The sequence below is a fragment of the Streptomyces sp. NBC_00490 genome (genome assembly GCF_036013645.1).
Classification (GTDB): domain Bacteria; phylum Actinomycetota; class Actinomycetes; order Streptomycetales; family Streptomycetaceae; genus Streptomyces; species Streptomyces canus_F.
Genome location: NZ_CP107869.1, coordinates 8,506,237 through 8,528,476 on the forward strand (window position 1 = coordinate 8,506,237; position 22,240 = coordinate 8,528,476).

The following is a 22,240-nucleotide window of genomic DNA, read 5'->3' on the forward strand; positions in this document are numbered from 1 at the left end:
GACATCCGGTGGAGTTCAGAGGGTGCGCAGGGTCCAGCTCCAGCGGTGGACACCCGGTGCGACCAGGTAGGAGGGGAAGGTGTCGGGGCCGCACGAAGCCGTGCCGAGACCCCGGTGGGCCGCGTCGAGGTGCACCACGCACCCGGCACGCGGCTCCAGTTGGTCGTGATGGGTGACGGAGGTGAGGTCCTCGGCCCGGTAGCGGGTCACGGAGACCTGGCGCGGCTCGTCGAGCGCGACCGTCAGCCCGGTCGCGTCGGGCGCCGAGAGCGTGAAGCGCCGTACGCCGTGGCGGCCGCCGCTCTCCTGCGGCCGCAGATAGGGGGTGAACAACTCGTCGACCGGCACGGAGTGATGGCCGACCGGCGCGCCCGCGCTCCGGTCGGGATACGACTCCCAGGGCCCCTGCCCGAACCACTCCAGCAGGTCCAGGCCCGCCACCGTCTCGAACACCGACCCGACCCGCGCCACGTCGTCGAACTCGGCCGGCAGCTCGGCCTCCTCGTCGATCCGGACGCCGCCCTCGACCGGCGTGAGCTCCTGCCGGTGCCGCACGACGCCGAGGGTGCCGGCGTACTCCGCGAGGACGGTCACCCGGCCGTCGTCCTCCCGCACCGACACCGTCTTGCGGACGAGCGAGTCGAGCCCCCAGGTCCGCCAGCGCAGCGCCGTGCCGCCCAGCTCGTCGTTGTCGGTGGGCGCCCGCCACAGGGACAGGGTGGGGGCGGCGGTGAGCAGGGGATGGACCAGCAGCCCGTCGGCGTCGACCTCGACGGAACGGTTCTCCGGGGAAGCGGGGACCGGGGCCGCCTCGCGCAGCCGTACCTGCGGCAGACACACCACCGTGCCCCGCGGCGCCCATGCCTCGTCCCGCGCGGTCGTCACCCTGAGCGTCAGCCAGGCCTCGCCGCCCTCACGCGGCATCTCGAAGGGCAGCGGCACGACCGCCGTCTCCCCGGGCCGCAGATCCGGCAGCGCGGCGGGCGCGGTCAGCGTGTCACCGTCGGCGAGCGACAGCTCCCACTCACCGGCCAGCCAGTCCAGGCCCCGGAAGTGCTGATGGTTGCCGAGGACGATGCCCTCGTGCCGGAAGCACTCGATACGCACCGGCGCCGCGATCTCCCGGTGCTCGTACATCGCGGGCTTGGGAGTGCGGTCGGGGAAGACGACGCCGTCGGCGATGAAGGCGCCGTCGTGGATCGTCTCGCCGAAGTCGCCGCCGTACGCCCAGCGATGGCCGGGCGCGGCGACACCGTTGTCATAGAGCCCGGCGCCCCCACGCCCGACCGGTCTGCCGTCGTTCACACGTTGGAGAATGCCGTGGTCCCAGAACTCCCAGATGAACCCGCCCTGAAGACCTGGCGTTGACTCGATGGCCGCCCAATGGTCCGCGAGCGTGCCGTTGCTGTTGCCCATGGCGTGCGAGTACTCGCACTGGATGAGTGGCCTGGTCTGTTCGCCGGACAGCGCGTGGGCGACGCAGTCCTCCAGCGGCGCGTACATGGGGCAGGCGATGTCGGAGGCGTCGTCGGTGGCGGCCCAGTCGAGCTTGGCCGCGCCCTCGTACTGGATCGGCCGTGTCGGATCGTGCCGGCGCACCCAGCCCGCCGCGGCGTCGTGGTTGGCGCCGTAGTCGGACTCGTTGCCCAGTGACCAGATGATCACCGACGGATGGTTCTTGTCGCGGAGCACCATCCGCGAGACCCGGTCGACGAAGGCGTTCAGATAGCGCGGGTCGTCGGCGATCTCGTGGGCGTGGTCGTGGGACTCGATGTCCGCCTCGTCGACGACGTAGAAACCGAGTTCGTCGGCGAGGTCGTACAGCCCGGGGTCGTTCGGGTAGTGGGCGGTGCGGATCGCGTTGAAGCCGAACCGCTTCAGCAGCACGAGATCCGCGCGCATGTCGTCGTACGACACCGTCCGGCCCGTCAGCGGATGGAAGTCGTGCCGGTTCACGCCGCGGATGAACACCCGCTCACCGTTGACGAGGAGGTTCCGGCCGACGATCTCGACGTCGCGGAAGCCGACGCGGTGGTACGAGGTGTCGGCGACCGTCGCGTCGGCGCGGTGCAGGCGGACGGTCAGGCCGTACAGCTCGGGCGTCTCGGCGTTCCAGGTGCGCACGTCGGCGACGGTGGTGTGCAGCCGTACCTCGCCGAGGAAGCCGGAGACCCGCTCGTCCTCGACGTTGGCGCGGTCGAACTCCGCGTCCTGGGTGAGGAGCCGCCCGTCGAGCTCGCCGGTGACGTACCAGCCGTCGGGCAGCGCGCCGGCCGCGTCCCGCACCCGGCAGTCGACCCGCAGCTCACCGCTGTACGCGGCCCGTACGGTCACGTCCGCGAGATGGAGGGGATCGGTCGCGTACAGCAGCACCGAGCGGGTGATCCCGCCGTGCCACCACTGGTCCTGGTCCTCGATGTGCGAGGCGTCGGACCACTTGACGACGGTCAGGCGCACGGTGGCGCGCTCCCCGGGCCGGACGAAGGGCGTGAGGTCGAACTCGGCGGCGAGGTGGGAGTCCTTGGAAAGTCCGACCGGCCGCCCGTCCACCTGCACGAGCAGCACGCTCTCGGCGGCACCGACCTGGAGCACGATCCGGCGGCCGGTCCACTCGGCGGGGACGTCGACCGTGCGCTCGTACACACCCGTCGGGTTTCTGTATACAGGCGACAGGGGTGGGACCTCGGCATACGGCATACGGATGTTCGTGTACTGGGGAAGGTCGTCGGTGTCCTGCATGGTCCAGACACCCGGTACGTACGCCGTCGACCACGGACCGCCGACCGGCGCGTCCGGAGCCGGCAGCAACCGGAAATTCCAGTCGCCGTCCAGGGGGAGTGCTCCGGAGCGCCGGTCGACGGCGTTCATGGGCAGCCGCCCCCAGGAGGTCACCTCGGGTGCCTCCCAGGGACGCAGGGCGAGCAGGGGATCGCTCGTCATCCGCGCACGGCTCCCTTCGCGAGGTCGCCGATGATCTGCTTGGCACCGACCGCGAACACGATCAGCAGCGGGACGAGGGCGAGCAGGGCGCCGGTCATCACGATGCCGTAGTCGGTGGTGCCGTGGGTGCCGTTGAGCTGGGACAGCGCGACCTGGAGGGTCACGTTGTCCGGGTTGGTGAGGGCGATCAGGGGCCAGGCGAAGTCGTTCCACTGCCCCATGAAGGTGAAGATGCCGAGGAAGGCGAGGCCGGGGCGGACCACCGGGAGCGCCACGTGCCAGTACTGGCGCAGGAAGTTGGCGCCGTCGAGCCTGGAGGCGTCGAGCAGTTCGTCGTGGATGGCGGTCTTCATGTACTGGCGCATCCAGAAGATGCCGAAGGCGTTGGCCGCGGCCGGCACGATCAGCGAGGTCATCGAGCCGATCCAGCCGATCTTCGCCATGAGGACGAACTGCGGGATGACCGACAGCTGCGCCGGCACCATGAAGATGACCATGAGCAGTCCGAACAGCGGCCCCTTGCCGGGGAACGCGAACTTGGCGAAGACGAACGCGGCGAGGGAGTCGAAGAGCAGGACCAGGAAGGTCACCGACGCCGCGACCAGCAGTGAGTTCCACATCGACCCGAAGAAGTCGATGGCGTCGAAGAGGTTGCGGACGTTCTGAAGGAAGTGCGTGCCCGGCAGCAGCTTCGGCGGGTACGAGAAGATCTCCGTCGAGCTGTGCGTCGACATGATCACGGCCCAGTAGAACGGGAAGGCCGAGATCAGCGTGCCGAGGATCAGCGGGAGGTGCAGCGCGATCCCTCTGCGGCGGGACCCCTTGATGGATGCCATGATGCGGGCCCTTCCTAGTCGCCGCGGCGCTGCACGAGGCGCCAGTTGATGATCGAGAAGAGGACGACGACGAGGAAGATGCCCCACGCCACGGCGGCGCCGTACCCGAAGTCGTTGTTGTCGAAGGTCTGCTGGAAGAAGTAGAGGACCATCGTCTGGCCCGAGTGGCCCGGACCGCCCGCGAACGTCGAGTCGTTGGACGAGGTCTGGAGCAGAACCTGTGGTTCGGAGAAGCTCTGCAGACCGGTGACGGTCGAGACGACGAGCACGAAGAGCAGCGTGGGCCGCAGCAGCGGCAGCGTGATCCGGAAGAAGGTCTGGACGGGCCCGGCGCCGTCCATGCGGGCCGCCTCGTACAGGTCGCTCGGGACGGTCTGGAGGCCGGCGAGGAAGATGATGGCGTTGTAGCCGGTCCACTGCCAGGTCATCAGCGCCGCGATGGTGACCTTGATGCCCCAGGGCGTGTTCAGCCAGGCGACCTGGTCGATCCCGACCGCGTGCAGGACCGCGTTCACCATGCCGGCGTTGGTGGAGAAGATCGAGCCGAAGACGATCGCGATGGCGACGACCGAGGTGACGTTCGGCAGGAAGTACGCGACGCGGTACAGGCTCTTGAACCGGACCGCCGAGTTGAGCATCACGGCCGTGATCATCGCCATGAGGATCATGGGGAAGGTGGCCATCGCCCAGATGATGATCGTGTTGCCGATCGAGTTCCAGAAGTCGCTGTCGCTCAGCAGGTACCGGTACTGCGAGAGCCCGGCCCACTCCATCGAGCCGAGGCCGTCCCAGCGGTGGAAGGACAGATAGAGCGAGAAGCCGACCGGGAACAGGCCGAAGCCCAGGAAGATCAGATAGAAGGGCGAGATCGCGGCGTAGAGGTGCCAGTACTTGCGGAAGCCCTTCTTCGGTCCGACCGCGGAGGGCTGGACCACGGCGGGCGGGGTCTGCTCGAGGACGGCCATCAGTAGCTCACCCCCAGGTGCTTCGCGATGCGACGGCACTTGCTCATGGCGTCACTCCAGGCTTTCTCGGGGTTCTTGCCGAGGACGCCGACGTTCTTGATCTCGTCCTTGATGGGCTGCCCGAGCGCGATGTCGTACGGGCTGTTGTAGGCGACGACGATCTTCTGCGCGGCGGGTCCGAAGACGTCGGTCGTGACCTGGCCGCCGAAGAAGTCGTCCGGCTCCTGCATCTGCTTGAGGTCGTAGGAGGCGGGCGTGGAGGGGAAGAGGCCCGCGTCGACGTAACCCTGCGCCTGGTTGGGCGAGTTGAGCATCCAGGTGATGATCCGGAAGGCCTGCTCGGGCTCGCGGCACGCCTTCGTGATCGACAGGAACGAGCCGCCGTTGTTGGCGGGCCGCACCGGCATGTCGGCCACCCTCCACCTGCCCTTCGTCTTCGGCACGCCGTTCTTGATGTCGAAGCTGGCCCAGGAGGCGCCGAGTTGGCTCGGCAGCTTGCCGTCCTGGATGGCCGACAACTGGTCCGGGGTACCGCTGACCAGGTCCGAGACGATCCCGCGCCGCTTGGCCTCGACGGCCAGCGCCCAGGCGTCGCGCACATGCTGCTGGTCACCGATGAAGTGGCGGTCCTTGTCCACGTACCGCTTCGCGCCCTGCTGCACGATGTTCTCGAAGACGGCGTTGACGTCGGTGAGCAGCTTGGCGTCGGGGACGCGCTTGCCGAGCCGCACACCCGCGTCGAAGAACTTCTCCCAGGTGTTCAGTTCGCTCGACACGTCGGCGGGTTCGTACGGCAGTCCGGCTTTGCGGAAGACCTCGTACTGGTAGTAGTGCGCGACCGGCCCGCAGTCGATCGGGAAGCCGACCATCGTGCCGTCGTCGGCGACGCCCTGGTCCCACTTCCAGGGCAGGTACTGGTCCTTGTACTTCTCCGCGCCCAGCGTCCGCAGATCGATGAACTGGTCCGCGTTCGGCAGATAGGCGGCCATGTCCTCGCCCTTGAGCCCCGCGATGTCGGGGATATGGGCCTTGCCGGTGATCGTGGTGATGAGCTTGGAGCGGTACTGGCCGCCGATCTGGATGGCCTGGAGGTCGACCGAACTGTCGTAGCGGGCCTTGGCGTTCTTGACGACGGTGTCGCTCAGGCCGCCGCTCCAGTACCACAGGACCATGTTCCGGCCGGTCGAGCCGGTCGGAACGGCACAGCCGGACGCCAGGCCGCCGAGCGCCGTGGCGGCCGTACCGGCCAGGCCCGCGCGCAGCAGGCCTCTTCGTGAGAGCCGCACAGCTCCCACCGCCTTTCGGGGGTTTTCGGGTCTTCGCATATGTACGGGGGTCAGAACTGCCGTGCGGGGGGAGTGACAGGGGCGTACTGGACGGGAGGCCCGGGGTCGGCCGGGATCCGGTCGGACAGAAAACCGTATGCAGTCTTCAGTTCGCGGTCGGCGAGCGACCGCCACCAGCGGTCGACGCCGTACCAGCCGGGTGCGGCCAGCGCCCCGCCCGGATGCCGGACGGACAGCCCGGCCGCGAGCGCCGCGAACCGCAGTCGCTCCTCCAGCGGCCAGCCGCCGAGCGAGGCCGCGACGAAGCTCGCGCCGAACACGTCCCCGGCGCCCGTCGCGTCCAGGACATCGATGTCGAGGGCCGGGACGTCCGCGTACTCGCCGGTGGTCTGGTCCACGGCCACCGCGCCGTCCCCGCCCCGCGTGACCACGGCGACCGGCACCAGCTCGGAGAGCGTGCCGAGCGCCGCGACCGCGCTGTCGGTGCGGGTGTAGGCCATCGCCTCGGTCTCGTTGGGGAGGAAGGCGTGGCACAGCTTCAGCTGGTCCAGCAGGTCCGTGGACCACTGCCGGGTGGGGTCCCAGCCGACGTCGGCGTAGATGTGGGTGCCGTTCGCCGCGGCCCTGGCGATCCACTCGCGGGGTTCGGCCTCGAGGTGCACGAGGGCGGTGCGCGCCTCGGGCGGGTCGCCCATCAGCACGTCCTGCGAGTAGGGGGGCTCCTGGCCGTGGGTGACCAGGGCGCGGTCGTTTCCGTGAGCGAGGGAGACGGTGACGGGGGTGGGCCAGCCGTCCGCGGTGCGGGAGAGCGAGAGGTCGACGCCCTCCTGGTCGTCGAGGACGTCCCGGCAGTACTCGCCGTAGAAGTCGTCGCCGAAGACCGTCGCCAGGGAGGTCCTGAGGCCGAAGCGGGACGCGGCGACCGCCAGGTTGGCGATGCCGCCGGGGCCGCAGCCCATGCCGGCCGTCCAGATCTCCTCGCCCGGCGTCGGCGGCCCGCCCAGACCCGTGAGGACGAGGTCGTAGAAGAGCAGCCCGGTCAGCAGTACATCGGGCCGGTCGTCGTCCACGCGCACATCCTCTCGTCCGGCGCCCCATGACGGAGCTCGTCAAAACTCTTCAATTTCGATGACCGGAATCGTGCGCCGCTCCGCGACATTGGTCAATACCTGAGCAGAAGTGAGCATGGAAATGATTGGCAATGACGAGTACTGTTCACGTCGTGCTGGCAGAACGACGACATCAACTCATCCTGCGGGCCCTGCGCTCCGGTGGTCCCGCGGCCGTGACCGACCTCTCCGAGCAGCTGGGTGTGAGCCCCGCCACGATCAGGCGTGACCTGGTCAAACTCGAGGAGGACGGGCTGCTCACCCGCGTCCACGGCGGTGCCCGTGCCGAGGAGGGCGACCAGCCCTTCGACGAGGTCGCCGAGGTGCGGGTGGCCGAGAAGGACGCCATAGCCGCGCATGCGGCGGGGCTGATCGAGGACGGGCAGTCGGTGCTGCTCGACATCGGCACCACCGCCTACCGCCTGGCCCGCCAGCTGCACGGCCGCCGTCTCACCGTGATCACCAGCAACCTGGTGGTCTACGAGGAGCTCGCCGACGACGAGGGCATCGAGCTGGTCCTGCTCGGCGGCATGGTCCGCCGCGAGTACCGCTCCCTGGTCGGCTTCCTCACCGAGGACAACCTCCGCCAGCTGCACGCCGACTGGCTCTTCCTCGGCACCAGTGGAGTGCGCCCCGGTGGGCAGGTGATGGACACGACGGTCGTCGAGGTGCCGGTCAAGCGCGCCATGATCAAGGCGAGCGAGAGGATCGTGCTGCTCGCCGACGCGGCGAAGTTCCCGGGTACGGGGATGGCGAAGGTCTGCGGTCCCGAGGACCTGGACGTGGTGGTGACGAACGCGCCGGTGAACGCGGCGACGCGGGCCTCCCTGGAGGAGGCGGGTGTCGCGGTGGTCGTGGCAGGAAAGGTACAAGCGTGAAGCTGACGATTCTGGGGGGCGGCGGATTCCGCGTGCCGCTCGTGTACGGGGCGCTCCTGACGGACCGCGCCGAGGGGCGGGTCACGGAAGTCGTCCTGCACGATCTGGACGACAGCCGACTGTATGCAGTCGCCCGGGTACTGGCTGAACAGGCGTCGACCGTCGACGACGCCCCCACCGTCACCGCCACCACCGACCTCGACGAGGCGCTCCGCGGCGCCGACTTCATCTTCTCCGCGATCCGCGTCGGCGGCCTGGAGGGCCGCGCCGACGACGAGCGGGTGGCCCTCGCCGAGGGCGTCCTCGGCCAGGAGACGGTGGGTGCCGGCGGCATCGCCTACGGTCTGCGCACGGTCCCCGTCGCCGTCGACATCGCCCAGCGGGTCGCCCGGCTCGCCCCCGACGCCTGGCTCATCAACTTCACCAACCCGGCGGGTCTCGTCACCGAGGCCATGTCCCGCCACCTCGGCGACCGTGTCATCGGCATCTGCGACTCACCGGTCGGCCTCGGCCGCCGTATCGCCCGGGTGCTCGGCGCGAACCCGAACGAGGCGTGGATCGACTACGTCGGCCTCAACCACCTCGGCTGGGTCCGCGGCCTGCGGGTCGCCGGCCGCGACGAACTCCCGCGGCTGCTCGCCGACCCCGGGCTCCTCGGCTCCTTCGAGGAGGGCAAGCTCTTCGGCGTCGACTGGCTGCAGTCGCTCGGCGCGATCCCCAACGAATACCTGCACTACTACTACTTCAACCGCGAGACCGTCCGCGCCTACCAGCAGGCCGAGAAGACCCGCGGCGCCTTCCTCGCCGACCAGCAGGCCGCCTTCTACGAGGAGATGCGCCGCCCGGACGCGGCCGCCCTGACCGCCTGGGACCGCACCCGCGCCGAGCGCGAGGCCACCTACATGTCCGAGAACCGCGAGAGCGCCGGCGCCGGTGAGCGCGACGCCGACGACCTGTCCGGCGGCTACGAGAAGGTCGCCCTCGCGCTGATGCGGGCCATCGCCCGCGACGAGCGCACCACCCTGATCCTCAACGTCCGCAACCAGGGCACCCTCTCGGTGCTCGACAACGATGCCGTGATCGAGGTCCCGTGCCTCGTCGACGCCAACGGCGCCCACCCGGTCGCCGTCGCCCCGCTGCCCGACCACGCGAGCGGCCTGGTCTGCTCGGTCAAGGCGGTCGAGCGCGAGGTGCTGGCCGCCGCCGAGACCGGCTCCCGTACGACGGCGGTGAAGGCGTTCGCGCTGCACCCGCTCGTCGACTCCGTGAACGTCGCCCGCCGACTGGTCGAGGGCTACACCGAGGTCCATCCGGGCCTGGCGTACCTTAAGTGAGCACACGAGGGGAAAGCGCTTTCCCCTCGTGGTGCCCCGCCGGGCCCGCCGCCTTCCGCTTCCACCCGCTCGCTCCCTTCCTGGAGACCTCTCATGCACGACGAACGCCGCCGGATCGAGGAACGCGTAGAGCGCCTCCACAACCAGCGCATCAAGCCCGCGATCTACGCGGCCACCGTCCCCTTCGAGGTCGAGGCCTGGCAGGCACCGGGGGAGCCGGTCTCCTTCGAGGAGGCCGCGGCGGCCCGGTACGCGCCCTTCGCGATGGACACCCCGTGGGGTCCGCCCTGGGGCACCACCTGGTTCCGGATGCGGGGCGAGGTGCCCGCCGAGTTCGCCGGGAAGCGCGTCGAGGCGGTCATCGATCTCGGCTTCGTGGGCGACTGGCCGGGCAACCAGGCCGAGGCGCTGGTCCACCTGCCCGACGGCCGCCCCCTGAAGGCGGTCAACCCGCTCAACCAGTACGTGCCGATCGCCAACCCGGCGGCGGGCGGGGAGCAGATCGACTACCTGGTCGAGGCGGCGTCCAACCCCGACATCCTGGCGAACAGCTTCGCGGCTCCGACCCTGCTCGGCGATGTACTGACGGCAGGCGACCGTCCACTGTATACATTCCAGCGCGCCGACATCGCCGTCCTCGACGAGGAGGTCTGGCACCTCGACCTCGACCTCCAGGTGCTGCTCGGCGTCATGGTCCACCTCGGTGATCACGAGCCGCGCCGCCACGAGATCCTGCACGCCCTGGACCGGGCCATGGACGCCCTCGACTTGGACGACATCTCCGGCAGCGCGGCGGCGGTCCGCGAGGTGCTGGCCCCGGTCCTGGCCAAGCCCGCCCACGCCAGCGCCCACACCATCTCCGGGGTCGGTCACGCGCACATCGACTCGGCGTGGCTGTGGCCCATCCGTGAGACCAAGCGCAAGACGTCCCGGACGTTCTCCAACGTCACGTCCTTGGCCGACGAGTACGACGACTTCATCTTCGCCTGCTCGCAGGCCCAGCAGTACGAGTGGGTGCGCGACAACTACCCGCACGTGTGGGCCCGCATCCAGGAGTCCGTGAAGAAGGGCCAGTGGGCCCCGGTCGGCGGCATGTGGGTCGAGTCCGACGGCAACCTGCCCGGCGGCGAGGCCATCGCCCGCCAGCTCATCCACGGCAAGCGGTTCTTCATCGAGCACTTCGGCATCGAGACCAAGGGCGTCTGGCTGCCGGACTCCTTCGGCTACAACGCCGCCTATCCGCAGCTCGCGAAGCTCGCCGGCAACGAGTGGTTCCTCACCCAGAAGATCTCCTGGAACCAGACCAACAAGTTCCCCCACCACACCTTCTGGTGGGAGGGCATCGACGGCACCCGCATCTTCACCCACTTCCCGCCGGTCGACACCTACAACGCCCGCTTCAGCGGCGAGGAGATGGACCGCGCGGTCCGCAACTACTCCGAGAAGGGCGCCGGTTCACGCTCCCTGGCCCCCTTCGGCTGGGGCGACGGCGGCGGCGGCCCCACCCGCGAGATCATGGAACGCGCCCGGCGCCTCGCCGACCTGGAGGGCTCGCCCAAGGTCGTCGTCGAGCACCCCGACGAGTTCTTCGCCAAGGCCCGCGCCGAGTACGAGGACGCCCCCGTCTGGAACGGCGAGCTCTACCTGGAGCTGCACCGCGCCACCTACACCTCCCAGGCCCGCACCAAGCAGGGCAACCGCCGCAGCGAACACAAGCTCCGCGAGGCCGAGTTGTGGGCGACGACGGCCGCCCTGCACGCGCCGGGCTACGCCTACCCCTACGAGAAGCTCGACCGCCTGTGGAAGACGGTCCTGCTGCACCAGTTCCACGACATCCTGCCGGGCTCGTCGATCGCCTGGGTGCACCGCGAGGCGGAGGCCGAATACGCGCGGGTGGCCGTGGAGCTGGAGGAACTGACCGGTGAGGCGATCGCCGCGCTGGGCGGCGGACAGCCGCGGGTCTTCAACACCGGCCCGTTCGAGCGGCGCGAGGTGGTGCGGCGCGCGGACGGCACGACCGGCTGGGTGAAGGTTCCGGCGAACGGCAGCGCGCCCGTAGACAACGTCGTTCCCGACGATCTCGTCATCGTCGAGGACCGCGCCCTCGACAACGGCCTGGTCCGCGTCGAGCTGGCCGAGGACGGCACCCTGGCCTCCGTCTACGACCGGATCGCCCGGCGCGAAGTCCTCGCCGACAAGGGCAACCTGCTCCGCCTCCACACGGACCTGCCCAACTACTGGGACGCCTGGGACATCGACAAGCACTACAAGAACCGCTACACGGACCTCGTGGACGTCGAGTCCGTGCAGGTCGTCGAACGGGACGTGCTGGTCGGCTCGATCCGCGTCACCCGCGCCTTCGGCAAGGGCTCGAAGATCACCCAGACCATCACCCTGCGCTCCGGCAGCCCCCGCATCGACTTCGAGACCGAGATCGACTGGCACGAGGCCGAGAAGATCCTCAAGGCGGGCTTCCCGATCGACATCCGCGCCCCGCACTCCTCCGCGGAGATCCAGTTCGGTCACATCCAGCGCCCCACCCACACCAACACCAGCTGGGAGGCGGCCCGTTTCGAGGTCTCCGGCCACCGCTGGGTGCATGTCGCGGAGCCCGGCTACGGTGTCGCGGTCATCAACGACTCGACGTACGGCCACGACGTCTCCCGCACGGTCCGCGAGGACGGCGGTACGACGACCAAGGTCAGCCTCAGCCTGGTGCGCGCCCCGCGCGTCCCGGACCCGGAGGCCGACCAGGGCAAGCACCGCTTCACCTACTCCCTGCTGCCCGGCGCGAGCATCGAGGACGCGGTCGCCGAGGGATACGCCCTCAACCTGCCCCTGCGCGTGGCCGATTCGGCGGGCGAGCCGGAGCCGGTCGTCTCCGTGGACGGCGAGGGCATCACCGTCGAGGCGGTCAAGCTCGCCGACGACACCTCGGGCGATGTGGTGGTACGGCTCTACGAGTCCCGCGGCGGCCGCGCCCAGGGTGTCCTGCGCGCCGGCTTCCCGCTCGCCGGCGCCAGGGTGACCGACCTGCTGGAGCGACCCCTGACCGAGGACGAGGCCGCCGTCGACGGCTCGGTCCCCGTGACGCTGCGCCCCTTCCAGATCCTCACCCTGCGACTGAAGCGTGCCGAGGTGAACTGACCCGTGCCCATGCAACCCTGGTTCACCGACGCCAAGTTGGGGATCTTCGTCCACTGGGGCATCTACGCCGTCGACGGCGTCCAGGAGTCCTGGTCGTTCTACGACGACATCGTCCCGCACGACCGGTACATGTCCCAACTGGAGCGCTTCACCGGCGCCAAGTACGACCCTCGCGCGTGGGCCGACCTGTTCGCCCGCGCCGGCGCCCGGTACGCCGTCCTGACGACCCGTCACCACGACGGAGTCGCCCTGTGGGACACGCAGTTCGGCGACCTCAACCTCGGCAAGGACTACATCGGCCCCTACGCCGAGGCCCTGCGTGAGAAGGACCTCAAGGTCGGGTTCTACTACTCGCACTCCGACTGGAATCACCCCGACTACGCCACCACCCGCAAGCCGGGCCGCCCACCGGAGCAGGAGGACAACCGCTACTCCGAATGCGCGGCCGACGACGAGGACCTGGCGGCCTGGGAGCGGTTCATCGCCTACCGGGACGGCCAGATCCGCGAGCTGGCCTCGCGCTACCGGCCCGACCTGATGTGGTTCGACGGCGAGTGGGACCGCAGCGAGGAGCAGTGGCGTATCCCCGAACTCGCCGCGCTCATACGCTCGTACAACCCCGATGTCGTCTTCAACGCCCGCATGCTCGGCGAGGGCGACTACGCCACCCCCGAGCAGGGCGCCCCCATCGAACCACCCAGTGGCCCCTGGGAGTTGTGCCTCACGATCAACGACTCGTGGGGCTACCAGCACCAGGACCACAACCACAAATCGCTCACCCAGCTCGTCCGCTACTTCACCGAGACCATCGGCGGGGGCGGCAACCTGCTGCTCGACGTCGGCCCGATGGAGGACGGCACCATCCCGCAGCCGCAGGTGGAGCGCCTCGAAGGGCTGGGGGAGTGGATCGCGAAACACGCGGAGGCGGTGTACGGGACGGTGCGCGGGCTGCCTGCCGGGCACCACTACGGGCCCAGCACCCTCTCCGCCGACGGCCGGACGCTCTACCTCACCCTGTTCGACATCCCCCGCGCCGAGATCGGCGTGCGCGGCCTGGCCACCCCGGTCCGCAGGGTCACCGTCCTCGGCACCGGCACGGAACTCGCCCACCGTGTCGTCGGCGGACTGCACGAGGCCGTCGGCGTCCTGTGGATCGACCCGCCCGCCGAGACCGACCTCGACCCGCACGCCACGGTGCTCGCGGTCGAACTGGACGGGGATCTGGAGCTGTACCGAGGCGCGGGGCGGTTCTGACGACGCCACGGGCCGACTGCCCCCACGCCTGGCCGACTCGGCGCAGGCGTGGGGGTACCCGGTCAGCCGGCTCAGCCGGTGAAGCCGGCCGTGATCGAGGTGAACTGCCAGTTGCTCTGGCTGATGCCGGAGCAGTTGCTGACCACACCGCCGCCCGGGCACGGCCGGTCACGGTTGACCGACCAGAACGCGAGCCGCGCGAGGTGGTGGGAGTTCGCCCAGTCCCGGATCGAGGTCCAGGTGGCGGTGGAGGTGAGCTCCTGCTGGTCGGAGAGCCCGTTCATACCGGAGATGCCGATGTGGGCGTAGGCGGTCGCGTCGTCCCACCCGAAGGTGGACTTCAGCTTGGCCTTGAGCCCCTCCGTCGCGTTCACGGTGCTGCCGTACATGTCGGCGCCGCCGCCGAAGTCGAACGGCATGATCGTGAACACGTCGATGCCGGCGTTCAGCGCCTTGGCCTGCTCGATGAGCCGGTTGCCCCAGTACGTGGGACCGGTCGTCGACGTCCCGAAGGTCAGGACGGTCCGCAGCCCCGGGTTGTTCGCCTTGACGATCTTCAGGGCGTTCAGGATCCGGTCCTGCACGGTCGCGTTCTCGAATTCGTCGGTGTTCTCGATGTCGACGTCGATCGCCTTGAGCCCGTAGGCGTCGATCACCTTCTGGTAGGCGCCCGCCAGCGCTTCGGCGGTGGAGCAGTTCGGCCCGAGCTTGTTGCCGCTCCAGCCGCCGATCGACGGCACGATGTCGCCGCCCGCGGAACGGATGGAGTTGATGACGCTCTGGTCGTTACCGCCGGTCAGCGGCCTGCTGCCGTCCCAGGCCGGGTTGCAGCCGCCGGAGGACAGGATGAACGCCATCGTGTACCACTTGATCCCGGTCGAGCTCATCACCGAGGTGGCGCTCGGCGGATCGCCCCAGCCGAGGTAGAGGTAGGGCGCGGCCTGCTTGAACCCGGTACCGCCCCCGCCCGCGTCCGTCGTGACGCTCACGGCGTTGGAGGCCGCCGAGGAGTTCCCGGCCGCGTCCCGCGCCCGCACGGTGAACGTGTAGGCGGTGCTGCCGGAGAGCCCGCTGACGGTGGCACTCGTCCCGGAGACGCTGAGCACCTGGTTCGAACCGCTGTAGATGTCGTACGCCGTGACACCGACGTTGTCCGTCGACGCGTTCCACGCCAGCGACACGCTCGACGACGTCTTCCCGGTGGACCGCAGACTCGCCGGCGCGGTCGGCGCCTGCGTGTCCGAACCACCGCCCGGGCCGTCGAGGTTGATGTCATCGGCGTAGTAGGTGCCCTGCGCGTACCACCCGTGGGTGTAGACGGTGGCGCTCGTCTGCGAGGCACCGGTGGTGAAGGACACACTGAGCTGGCTGTACGCCGACGGCGACGAGGTCCATGTGGAGGAACCGCCGTCCACACCGAGGTAGACGTAACTGCCGCGCACCCAGCCGCTCAACGTGTACGCGGTGTTCGGCCGCACGGCGACGGTCTGGCTGCACTTGGCGATGTCGCTCGAACTCACCGCACCCGCAAGCGCCTTGGAGCCGGCGCGCACGGGGGAGGAGACGACCGACCCGAGGTTCCCGGTACAGGACCAGGGGCTCAGGGCCCCCGACTCGAATCCGGGATTGGTCAGAACATTGGCCGCTTGGGCCGTACCGGGAAGAGCGACCGCCCCGGCCAACGCGAGAGCCGCGGTACCCAGGAGAGCGAAGAGACGTCTGGAACGCCGTAGAAGAGGAGTGCGCACGTGATCTCCCTGAAGAAATGGGGGTGTTCGGGAGTACAGCGAAGTGCGCAACACAAGTTGGTATGGACCAATCCGCCTGTCAAGAGTGAGCGACGGAATTGGTCCATACCGGTGGGTGAAGATGCCTTTAAGGGGCGCGGGGAACTGCGCGATCAGCCATGGACGACCCGCACCCGGTACACAACCTAAAGCGGCAGGACCTGACCCGCAGCCGAGACGGAGTCGACGGCAACCGGCTCAGCCGCCGCAGGCCGCGGCAACGGCTCGGACACTTCCGCCCGCTGATGCGGAATGGCCACAGGCCGAAGCTGCCGCGGCCCCGACACCACCGTGTAGTCCTGGCCCAGGAACGGCGGAGTCATCTCCCCCGGGTCCTCGCCCAGCGCCAACTGCACAGCGGCCCAAGGCGCGTTGACCCCGCACAGCGACAGCTGGTGCAGCCCGCCGGCAGGCCGGGTGTTGACGTCCATCAGCACCGGCGTGTCACCGAACATCCGGAACTGGATGTTGGACAGGTAGTGCAGCCCGAAGCCCTCCGCGATCATCCGCGCCGGCTCCAGCCACTGCTCGTGCAGCGTGAACCCACGGCGGCGCCCGTTCTTGGTGCGGCCGACCGCCAGCCGGATCCGGTTGTCCGTTCCCGTGAGGCAGTCGACCGAGACCTCCGGCTGCTCCAGACGCGGCATGACCAGCCAGTCCACCGGCTCGTCGGCCTGCGTCAGCGCCTCCACGACCGTGTCCAGCGGCACGTACGGGCTGGGGAAGCCGTTGAGGTGATCGAGCGAGAAGGGGGTGCGCGTGATCACGCGGAAGCCCACCCCGCCCGCACCGGACGCCGGCTTGAAGCACGCCTTGTACCCGTCCGCCTCCAACTTCTCGACAGCGACGACGAGTTCCTCGGCGGTCCGCACCCGGTACCACGGCGGCACGGGCACCCCGATGGCCTGGACGGCCTCGTACGCGATCACCTTGTCGTGGAAGACGGCCACGGCCTCCGGCGGCGGCGCGAGCAGAGCCGTACCGACCGCAGCGAAGTCCGCGCGGTGCGCCACGATCGCCGACTGGTGCAGCCGGGGCACGAAGACGTCGATGCCGCGGCGGGTGCACTGGTCGAGCGCGTACTCGACGTACGCGGCCGGGGACAGGCCCTCCGGCTCCAGCTCGGCGGTGTCGGCGGCGGCCAGTACGGGGGAGTCCGCGTCGCCGTGCGTCGCATGGATCTTGACGGCGCGATCACAGGGATTTCGGCGCAGCTGATCCATGAAAAACACGTTCTCCGCGTACGTGCGGTTGAGCCAGACGCGTACGCGAGAGATCATGCAGGCCGCCTTTCGGGGTTTTCGGGCACGGCGAAGCAGGCCGAACCCGGCCAGGGTGTGAGGAGGGTCACCAAACCGCCCTGCGCGAAGGGAAGTTCATGGCGGTGGTGTTGGGGCGATCATACGGCTTCCCGAGGGCCCGGCGTGCAACGCGCGTGTTACGGATTATTCGATCTTGATCGAACCCTCTCCGGGCGGGGCCGGGCCCGCTTGTCCGGGCGCCGTGGATGTGCTGTCGTGGTCCCATTCGTCTGCTCGGAGGAGGCCAGAGGTGACGTCGAGGGCCGGGGGTTCCGGACAGCTGCTGGCCATCAGTGACCTGCATGTCGGCTACCCGGAGAACCGCGCCCTCGTCGAGGGGATGCGCCCCGGGACGGACGAGGACTGGCTCCTGGTGGCCGGTGACGTCGCCGAGACCGTGTCCGCGATCCGCTGGACCCTCGAGACGCTCGCCGGCCGCTTCCGCAAGGTCGTCTGGGCCCCGGGCAACCACGAACTGTGGACCCACCCCGACGACGAGGTCACCCTGCGCGGCGTCGAGCGCTACGAACACCTCGTCGCGCTCTGCCGCGACCTCGGAGTCACCACCCCCGAGGACCCCTACCCGGTCTGGGAGGGCCCCGGCGGCCCGGTCGCCGTCGCCCCGCTCTTCCTGCTGTACGACTACTCCTTCCTGCCCCCGGGCTGCGCGACCAAGGAGGAGGGGCTGGAGTACGCGTACGGCACCGGCATCGTCTGCAACGACGAGCACCTGCTGCACCCCGACCCCTACCCGAGCCGCGAGGCCTGGTGCCGGGCCCGGGTCGAGGCGACCGCCCGCAGACTCGCCGAGCTGCCCGACGACCTGCCCACCGTGCTCGTCAACCACTACCCGCTGGACCGGCACCCGACCGAGGTGCTCTGGTACCCCGAGTTCGCCATGTGGTGCGGCACGGCGCTCACCGCGGACTGGCACCGCAGGTTCCGCGTCGAGACCATGGTCTACGGTCATCTGCACATCCCGCGGACCACCTGGCACGACGGTGTCCGCTTCGAAGAGGTGTCGGTCGGATACCCCCGGGAGTGGCGCGAGCGCCCCGACCCGCCGGGCCGGCTGCGCCGCATCCTGCCCAAGGAGGTCGGGCCCCGTGATCGAGGAGCTGCTGCCGGACACGGTGGTGGCCGTGGAGACGTACGGTGACGACGAGACCGCGCCGCTGTACCCCGAGGAAGCGGCGGTCGTGGCGCGGGCGGTGGACAAACGCCGACGCGAGTTCGCCGCCGTACGCTCCTGCGCCCGCCGGGCCATGGAGAAGCTCGGTGTCCCGCCCCAGCCCGTCCTGCCCGGCGTCCGCGGCGCCCCGCGGTGGCCCGCCGGACTGGCCGGCAGCATGACCCACTGCGACGGCTACCGCGCCGCCGCCCTGGTCCGCGCCGCCGACCTGGCCTCCCTCGGCATCGACGCCGAACCCCACGAGCCACTCCCCGACGGGGTCCTGGCCTCCACCTCCCTGCCCGCGGAGGCGGACCGGCTGCGCGGGCTGGCCGGGCAGCGGCCCGACATCCACTGGGACCGGCTGCTGTTCAGTGCCAAGGAGTCCGTCTACAAGGCGTGGTTCCCGCTGACCGGGAAGTGGCTCGACTTCACCGAGGCCGACATCGAGTTCTTCGCCCACCCCGGCGAACGGCTCGGCGGCGGCTTCAGCGCCGAACTCCTCGTGCCCGGACCGACGGTGGGCGGCCGGCGGCTCGGCCGCTTCGAGGGCCGCTGGACCGTCCGGCGCGGGCTGGTCGCCACCGCCGTCGTGGTGCCGCACGCCTGAGCGGTCCCTCATGGACGCGGGAACCAGCTCTGCAGCAGCCGGAAGAACTCCTCCTCGTTGCCCACGAGGCCCGCGTCCGCCAGGGCCTGCTCCGCCTCCGCGAGCACGGCGGGCGGCACGACCGGTGGCCGCGCCGCATTGGGCGGGCCGTCGAAGGCGGCGCGCACGGTGTGCAGAAGCCGCAGGTAGGCCTGGACGGCGGTGCGCTCGCGGTCGGTCAGTACGGCGGTGTGCATCGGTCGGCTCTCCCCAAGTCGGCTCATCGGTCACGCACCCGTACATGGGGGTGCAACTCCAGCTTGCCGCCCACCACTGACAATGAGGCCCGCGCACTCCCCGGTTCGCCCGCTTAGCGGAGGCGAAACCTCCGTGAAATCCCCGGTGGGAAAGGCGTCCTACGCTGGATGCAAGGGCTTTCGGCCGCTGCTCGGCGGCCCAGGGAACGGGGAGGCACGTGCGTGGTCGACGTCCCGCACCGGCGCCCGGCGCGCACCGTAAGGCTGCGCTCGGTGGGCCACGGTGAACTCGAGTTGCAGTACCGGGTCGTGCACGGCTACCGCCGTGCCTTCCGGATGGCCGGTCAGGGGCCCGCGCTGGTCCTCATCCACGGCATCGGGGACTCCTCCGCCACCTGGGCCGACCTGATCCCCGACCTCGCCCGCACCCACACCGTCATCGCCCCCGACCTGCTCGGCCACGGCGCCTCGGACAAACCGCGCGCCGATTACTCGGTGGCCGCGTACGCCAACGGGGTGCGCGATCTGCTGACCACCCTCGGCATCGAGTCGGCGACGCTGGTCGGGCACTCGCTGGGCGGCGGGGTGGCCATGCAGTTCGCCTACCAGTTCCCCGAGCGCACCGAGCGGCTCATCCTGGTCAGCGCGGGCGGCGTGGGGCGCGAGGTGAATCCCGTGCTGCGGATGGTGTCGCTGCCCGGGGCCCATCTGATGCTGTCGTCGCTGCGGCTGCCGGGGATGCGGTGGCAAGTGGGGCTCGCCGTGGGGCTGATGAAGCTGCTCGACACCGATCTCGGGCAGGACGCCCCCGACCTGCTGAACCTCGTGGACGCGCTGCCGGACGAGACGTCACGCAACGCCTTCATCCGCACGCTGCGCGCGGTGGTCGACTGGCGGGGGCAGGTGGTGACCATGCTCGACCGGTGCTATCTGACCGAGGGCATGCCGACGATGCTGCTCTGGGGCGACCGGGACAGTGTGGTGCCGGTGCGGCACGCGTTCGGGGCGCACGAGGCGATGCCGGGGAGCCGGCTGGAGATCTTCGAGGGGGCGGGACACTTTCCGTTCCACGCCGATCCGGGGCGGTTCGTCTCCCTGGTCGAGGAGTTCACCGCGACCACGGCTCCGGCGGACTGGAGCCGTGAGCACTGGCGCGAGCTGCTGTGCGAGGGACGGCCCGGCATGCCGCTCAGCCGTGCCACCGAACGCGACATGCGCGAGGCGAGCGAACGCAGCGCGACCTGACCGGCGGCGGTGCCGGTCAGCTCTGCGGACCGAGGTAGCCGAGCGACGCCTCGATACGGCCCGCGAGGCGGTCGCGCTGTACCGGCCCCCGGGCCGGTGAACCGTCGAGCCAGGTCAGGCATTTGCTGGCGAGGAGCAGCCCGAAGCGTTCGGCCTCCTTCTCGTCGGCCTGGTCGAAGCGGCTGCGGGCGGCGACCTTCAGCACGGTGGCCCGGAGGTCGGCGTCGTCGCTGAGCATGCGGGCCGCGACCGCGGCGCCTTCGACGTGATGACTGCAGTGCCCGGCCTTCATGTGCCACAGCTCGTGCCCGAGGATGACCAACTGGTGCCCGGGAGCGGTGCGTTCCTCCACGACCACGAGGTCCTGGTCGGCCATGTCGAGCCACAGCCCGCTCGCGGTGTCGGGCGGGAACGCGGCCGTACGGAAGTGGACCGGGCGGCCGCGGCGTCGGCTCATCGCCTCGCAGAGTTCGGTGTACAGGTCCGCCGGACGCGCCGGTGCGGGGAGGGTGAGTTCCGCCACCAGCTCGCCGCACAGGCGGCGCATTTCCCTACCGATGCCCACAGTTATCCCCCGGCTCACGACTCGGGCCGTTTGACGCTCTCCAGGAGCATGTCCAGCCATTCGGCGACCTTGTCGCGGTGCTGGTCGGTGGGCAGCTGCGCGGCCCGCCAGGCGATCCCGCGGACGCCGTGGTCCTGCAGCAGCCGCTCCAGCGGATCGCCCGCCGCGGCCGTCGCCTCCTTCTCACGGTCGGCCAGCTTCTGCAGAAGCTCCTGCTCCGTGCGTTGCAGGGCCCCGGCGAGCGCCTCGGGGTCCTCGGCCGTGAGGAAACCGGCGTGCACCCGGAAGAAGCGCTGGATGGCGTCGCAGTGTTCCATGGTGGGTCGCCGGTCGCCGTTGATGAGGGCACCCGCCTGCTGCCGTGACATGAAGGCGCCGTCGGCGATCTCCTGCTGGGTGTACTTGCGGCCGTTGGGCTTGAGCCGGGTGCGGCGCAGCAGGTCCAGGCGCTGGAGGAAACGGGCCTGTACGTCGGGTTCGCCCGCGGGGCGGCCGCCGAGCAGGGACTTGACCACGGGCTCGGGGACGCCGGAGGCCACCGACAGGCGGCCGGTGTGGAAGACCTCCGCGTGCGGCACACCGAGCCGGTCGGCGAGCGCGGTGACCCGGGCGACGACGCCCGGCAGCGCGGCCGTCACCGCGGCGGCCGGACTCGCGAAGCCATCCGTCACCGGCAGATCTCCTACGTCTCTCACTGGCTTCTCACAAGAAGATCATCACAAGCGGTTGCCGTGAACTCCGGGGAGAGTAGCCCCTTGTTCGAACTTACATCCAGGTCTCGCCACAACTGTGGCCAATTTCAGCCGTCAACAGGCATGAAATGCCACGATAGTTGACACGCCTCGCGCCCGGGCATCAGGATCAGGGCGCCGCGTGAAGGCCGCATAGGCAAGAGGGGTGACCTCCCGATGGCACAACAGGCAGGAGGGCAGCGGCCGGAGCCGCGGCCCGTCCCCGAGAGTCTTGAGGCCCGGGCGTATCTGCAGGACTACGCCACCCTTCTCGAAGCGGTCCCCTTTCCGTCGGTCGTCCTCGACCACCGGTGGGACGTCGTGTTGTCGAACACCGCTTTCGAGACACTTTTCCGCGGTGTGGGCCCGCATCCCACCGCCATGCCCGACGACAACTTCCTCAGGTTCGTCCTGTTCCATCCGGACGCGGGAACGGTTCTCGGTGAGCACGAGTCCAGTTGGTGCCTGCCGATGCTCGCCCACTTCGCGGACGCCGTGGAGCGCCACGGCCATGACCAGGGGCTGCAGTCGATCCGCCGGGACATCGCCCAGGACCCCATCATGGAGGCCGCCTACCGGCACGGTCTGCCGCACTGGATCCGCGCCGTCGGCGAGCGGGCCTTCGCCCACGACGGCGGGGTCCGCCCGGTCCTGCACCCCGACCCGCGCTGGGGCGCCACCGACTGCCGGGTCGTCGACGAGACGTCCTCCACCCTCCGGGAGCTGGGCTACACCCGGCTGACCCTGGTACTGCGCGAGGCGCGCCCCGCGACGGCCAGGTCCCGCGGCGCACGCCGTTCCGCAGCCCACCTGACGGTGGTCCCCGCGGCGGAGTGAGGCCGCGG

18 protein-coding genes are annotated in these 22,240 nt (G+C 70.0%); 8 read left to right on the forward strand and 10 right to left on the reverse strand.

Annotated features, from left to right (window positions below):
* Positions 1-15: 15 nt before the first annotated feature.
* From OG381_RS38720 to OG381_RS38740, 5 genes are read right to left on the reverse strand one after another with little or no spacing between them, the layout of a single operon-like run.
* Positions 16-2,940: a glycoside hydrolase family 2 TIM barrel-domain containing protein gene (locus OG381_RS38720; protein WP_327720628.1), complete on the reverse strand. Its 2,925-nt coding sequence runs from the start codon at positions 2,938-2,940 to the stop codon at positions 16-18.
* A complete protein-coding gene (locus OG381_RS38725) occupies positions 2,937-3,776 on the reverse strand; it encodes a carbohydrate ABC transporter permease (RefSeq protein ID WP_327720629.1) in 840 nt (279 codons plus the stop codon). The genes OG381_RS38720 and OG381_RS38725 overlap by 4 nt, the downstream gene beginning before the upstream one ends.
* Positions 3,777-3,790: 14 nt before the next feature.
* Positions 3,791-4,741 carry a carbohydrate ABC transporter permease gene (locus OG381_RS38730; protein ID WP_307023676.1) on the reverse strand — a complete coding sequence of 317 codons (951 nt, stop codon included), beginning with the start codon at positions 4,739-4,741 and terminating at the stop codon, positions 3,791-3,793.
* A complete protein-coding gene (locus OG381_RS38735) occupies positions 4,741-6,027 on the reverse strand; it encodes an extracellular solute-binding protein (RefSeq protein ID WP_327720630.1) in 1,287 nt (428 codons plus the stop codon). Before OG381_RS38735 ends, OG381_RS38730 begins: the two co-directional genes overlap by 1 nt.
* 50 nt (positions 6,028-6,077) lie before the next feature.
* A complete protein-coding gene (locus OG381_RS38740; protein ID WP_327720631.1) occupies positions 6,078-7,097 on the reverse strand; it encodes a carbohydrate kinase family protein in 1,020 nt (339 codons plus the stop codon).
* Between the two features lie 152 nt (positions 7,098-7,249).
* Here OG381_RS38740 and OG381_RS38745 point away from each other — a divergent pair, with 152 nt between their 5' ends.
* From OG381_RS38745 to OG381_RS38760, 4 genes are all read left to right on the forward strand, one after another.
* Positions 7,250-8,014 carry a DeoR/GlpR family DNA-binding transcription regulator gene (locus OG381_RS38745; RefSeq protein ID WP_307037072.1) on the forward strand — a complete coding sequence of 255 codons (765 nt, stop codon included), beginning with the start codon at positions 7,250-7,252 and terminating at the stop codon, positions 8,012-8,014.
* On the forward strand, positions 8,011-9,348 hold the full coding sequence (locus OG381_RS38750) for a 6-phospho-beta-glucosidase (RefSeq protein ID WP_327720632.1): 1,338 nt from the start codon (positions 8,011-8,013) through the stop codon (positions 9,346-9,348). The genes OG381_RS38745 and OG381_RS38750 overlap by 4 nt, the downstream gene beginning before the upstream one ends.
* 93 nt (positions 9,349-9,441) lie before the next feature.
* A complete protein-coding gene (locus OG381_RS38755) occupies positions 9,442-12,495 on the forward strand; it encodes an alpha-mannosidase (protein ID WP_327720633.1) in 3,054 nt (1,017 codons plus the stop codon).
* 3 nt (positions 12,496-12,498) lie between these two features.
* Complete coding sequence (locus OG381_RS38760) at positions 12,499-13,749, forward strand: alpha-L-fucosidase (RefSeq protein ID WP_327720634.1); 1,251 nt, start codon at positions 12,499-12,501, stop codon at positions 13,747-13,749.
* Between the two features lie 71 nt (positions 13,750-13,820).
* On the opposite strand, the gene OG381_RS38765 is transcribed toward OG381_RS38760, so the two are convergent.
* Both OG381_RS38765 and OG381_RS38770 read right to left on the reverse strand, forming a co-directional pair.
* On the reverse strand, positions 13,821-15,497 hold the full coding sequence (locus OG381_RS38765; RefSeq protein ID WP_327720635.1) for a carbohydrate binding domain-containing protein: 1,677 nt from the start codon (positions 15,495-15,497) through the stop codon (positions 13,821-13,823).
* Between the two features lie 185 nt (positions 15,498-15,682).
* The gene (locus OG381_RS38770; protein ID WP_327720636.1) at positions 15,683-16,816 is read right to left on the reverse strand and encodes an ATP-grasp domain-containing protein; all 1,134 of its coding nucleotides are present in this window, start codon (positions 16,814-16,816) and stop codon (positions 15,683-15,685) included.
* A gap of 271 nt (positions 16,817-17,087) precedes the next feature.
* On the opposite strand from OG381_RS38770, the gene OG381_RS38775 reads away from it, so the two are divergent.
* Together OG381_RS38775 and OG381_RS38780 are read left to right on the forward strand one after the other, a co-directional pair.
* Entirely contained in the window at positions 17,088-17,996 is a 909-nt protein-coding gene (locus tag OG381_RS38775; protein WP_327720637.1) for a metallophosphoesterase family protein, read from the forward strand.
* Positions 17,944-18,618, forward strand: coding sequence for a 4'-phosphopantetheinyl transferase family protein (locus tag OG381_RS38780; protein WP_327720638.1), 675 nt, complete (start codon positions 17,944-17,946; stop codon positions 18,616-18,618). Before OG381_RS38775 ends, OG381_RS38780 begins: the two co-directional genes overlap by 53 nt.
* Positions 18,619-18,626: 8 nt before the next feature.
* Here OG381_RS38780 and OG381_RS38785 read toward each other — a convergent pair whose 3' ends face one another.
* Complete coding sequence (locus OG381_RS38785) at positions 18,627-18,854, reverse strand: hypothetical protein (protein WP_327720639.1); 228 nt, start codon at positions 18,852-18,854, stop codon at positions 18,627-18,629.
* A 222-nt stretch (positions 18,855-19,076) separates the two neighbouring features.
* Here OG381_RS38785 and OG381_RS38790 point away from each other — a divergent pair, with 222 nt between their 5' ends.
* On the forward strand, positions 19,077-20,099 hold the full coding sequence (locus OG381_RS38790; protein WP_327720640.1) for an alpha/beta fold hydrolase: 1,023 nt from the start codon (positions 19,077-19,079) through the stop codon (positions 20,097-20,099).
* Between the two features lie 16 nt (positions 20,100-20,115).
* On the opposite strand, the gene OG381_RS38795 is transcribed toward OG381_RS38790, so the two are convergent.
* Both OG381_RS38795 and OG381_RS38800 read right to left on the reverse strand, forming a co-directional pair.
* On the reverse strand, positions 20,116-20,646 hold the full coding sequence (locus OG381_RS38795) for a toxin-antitoxin system, toxin component (protein WP_327722672.1): 531 nt from the start codon (positions 20,644-20,646) through the stop codon (positions 20,116-20,118).
* Between the two features lie 32 nt (positions 20,647-20,678).
* Positions 20,679-21,335: a helix-turn-helix domain-containing protein gene (locus tag OG381_RS38800; protein ID WP_327720641.1), complete on the reverse strand. Its 657-nt coding sequence runs from the start codon at positions 21,333-21,335 to the stop codon at positions 20,679-20,681.
* Between the two features lie 237 nt (positions 21,336-21,572).
* On the opposite strand from OG381_RS38800, the gene OG381_RS38805 reads away from it, so the two are divergent.
* Complete coding sequence (locus OG381_RS38805) at positions 21,573-22,232, forward strand: MmyB family transcriptional regulator (RefSeq protein ID WP_327720642.1); 660 nt, start codon at positions 21,573-21,575, stop codon at positions 22,230-22,232.
* Positions 22,233-22,240 lie beyond the last annotated feature (8 nt).

Excerpts from the sequence above, each read along its gene's own strand:
- OG381_RS38720 (WP_327720628.1), bottom strand. The coding sequence starts at position 2,940 with ATGACGAGCGATCCCCTGCTCGCCCTGCGTCCCTGGGAGGCACCCGAG.
- OG381_RS38725 (WP_327720629.1), bottom strand. The coding sequence starts at position 3,776 with ATGGCATCCATCAAGGGGTCCCGCCGCAGAGGGATCGCGCTGCACCTC.
- OG381_RS38730 (WP_307023676.1), bottom strand. The coding sequence starts at position 4,741 with ATGGCCGTCCTCGAGCAGACCCCGCCCGCCGTGGTCCAGCCCTCCGCG.
- OG381_RS38755 (WP_327720633.1), top strand. The coding sequence starts at position 9,442 with ATGCACGACGAACGCCGCCGGATCGAGGAACGCGTAGAGCGCCTCCAC.
- OG381_RS38770 (WP_327720636.1), bottom strand. The coding sequence starts at position 16,816 with ATGATCTCTCGCGTACGCGTCTGGCTCAACCGCACGTACGCGGAGAAC.
- OG381_RS38785 (WP_327720639.1), bottom strand. The coding sequence starts at position 18,854 with ATGCACACCGCCGTACTGACCGACCGCGAGCGCACCGCCGTCCAGGCC.
- OG381_RS38795 (WP_327722672.1), bottom strand. The coding sequence starts at position 20,646 with ATGCGCCGCCTGTGCGGCGAGCTGGTGGCGGAACTCACCCTCCCCGCA.
- OG381_RS38805 (WP_327720642.1), top strand. The coding sequence starts at position 21,573 with ATGGCACAACAGGCAGGAGGGCAGCGGCCGGAGCCGCGGCCCGTCCCC.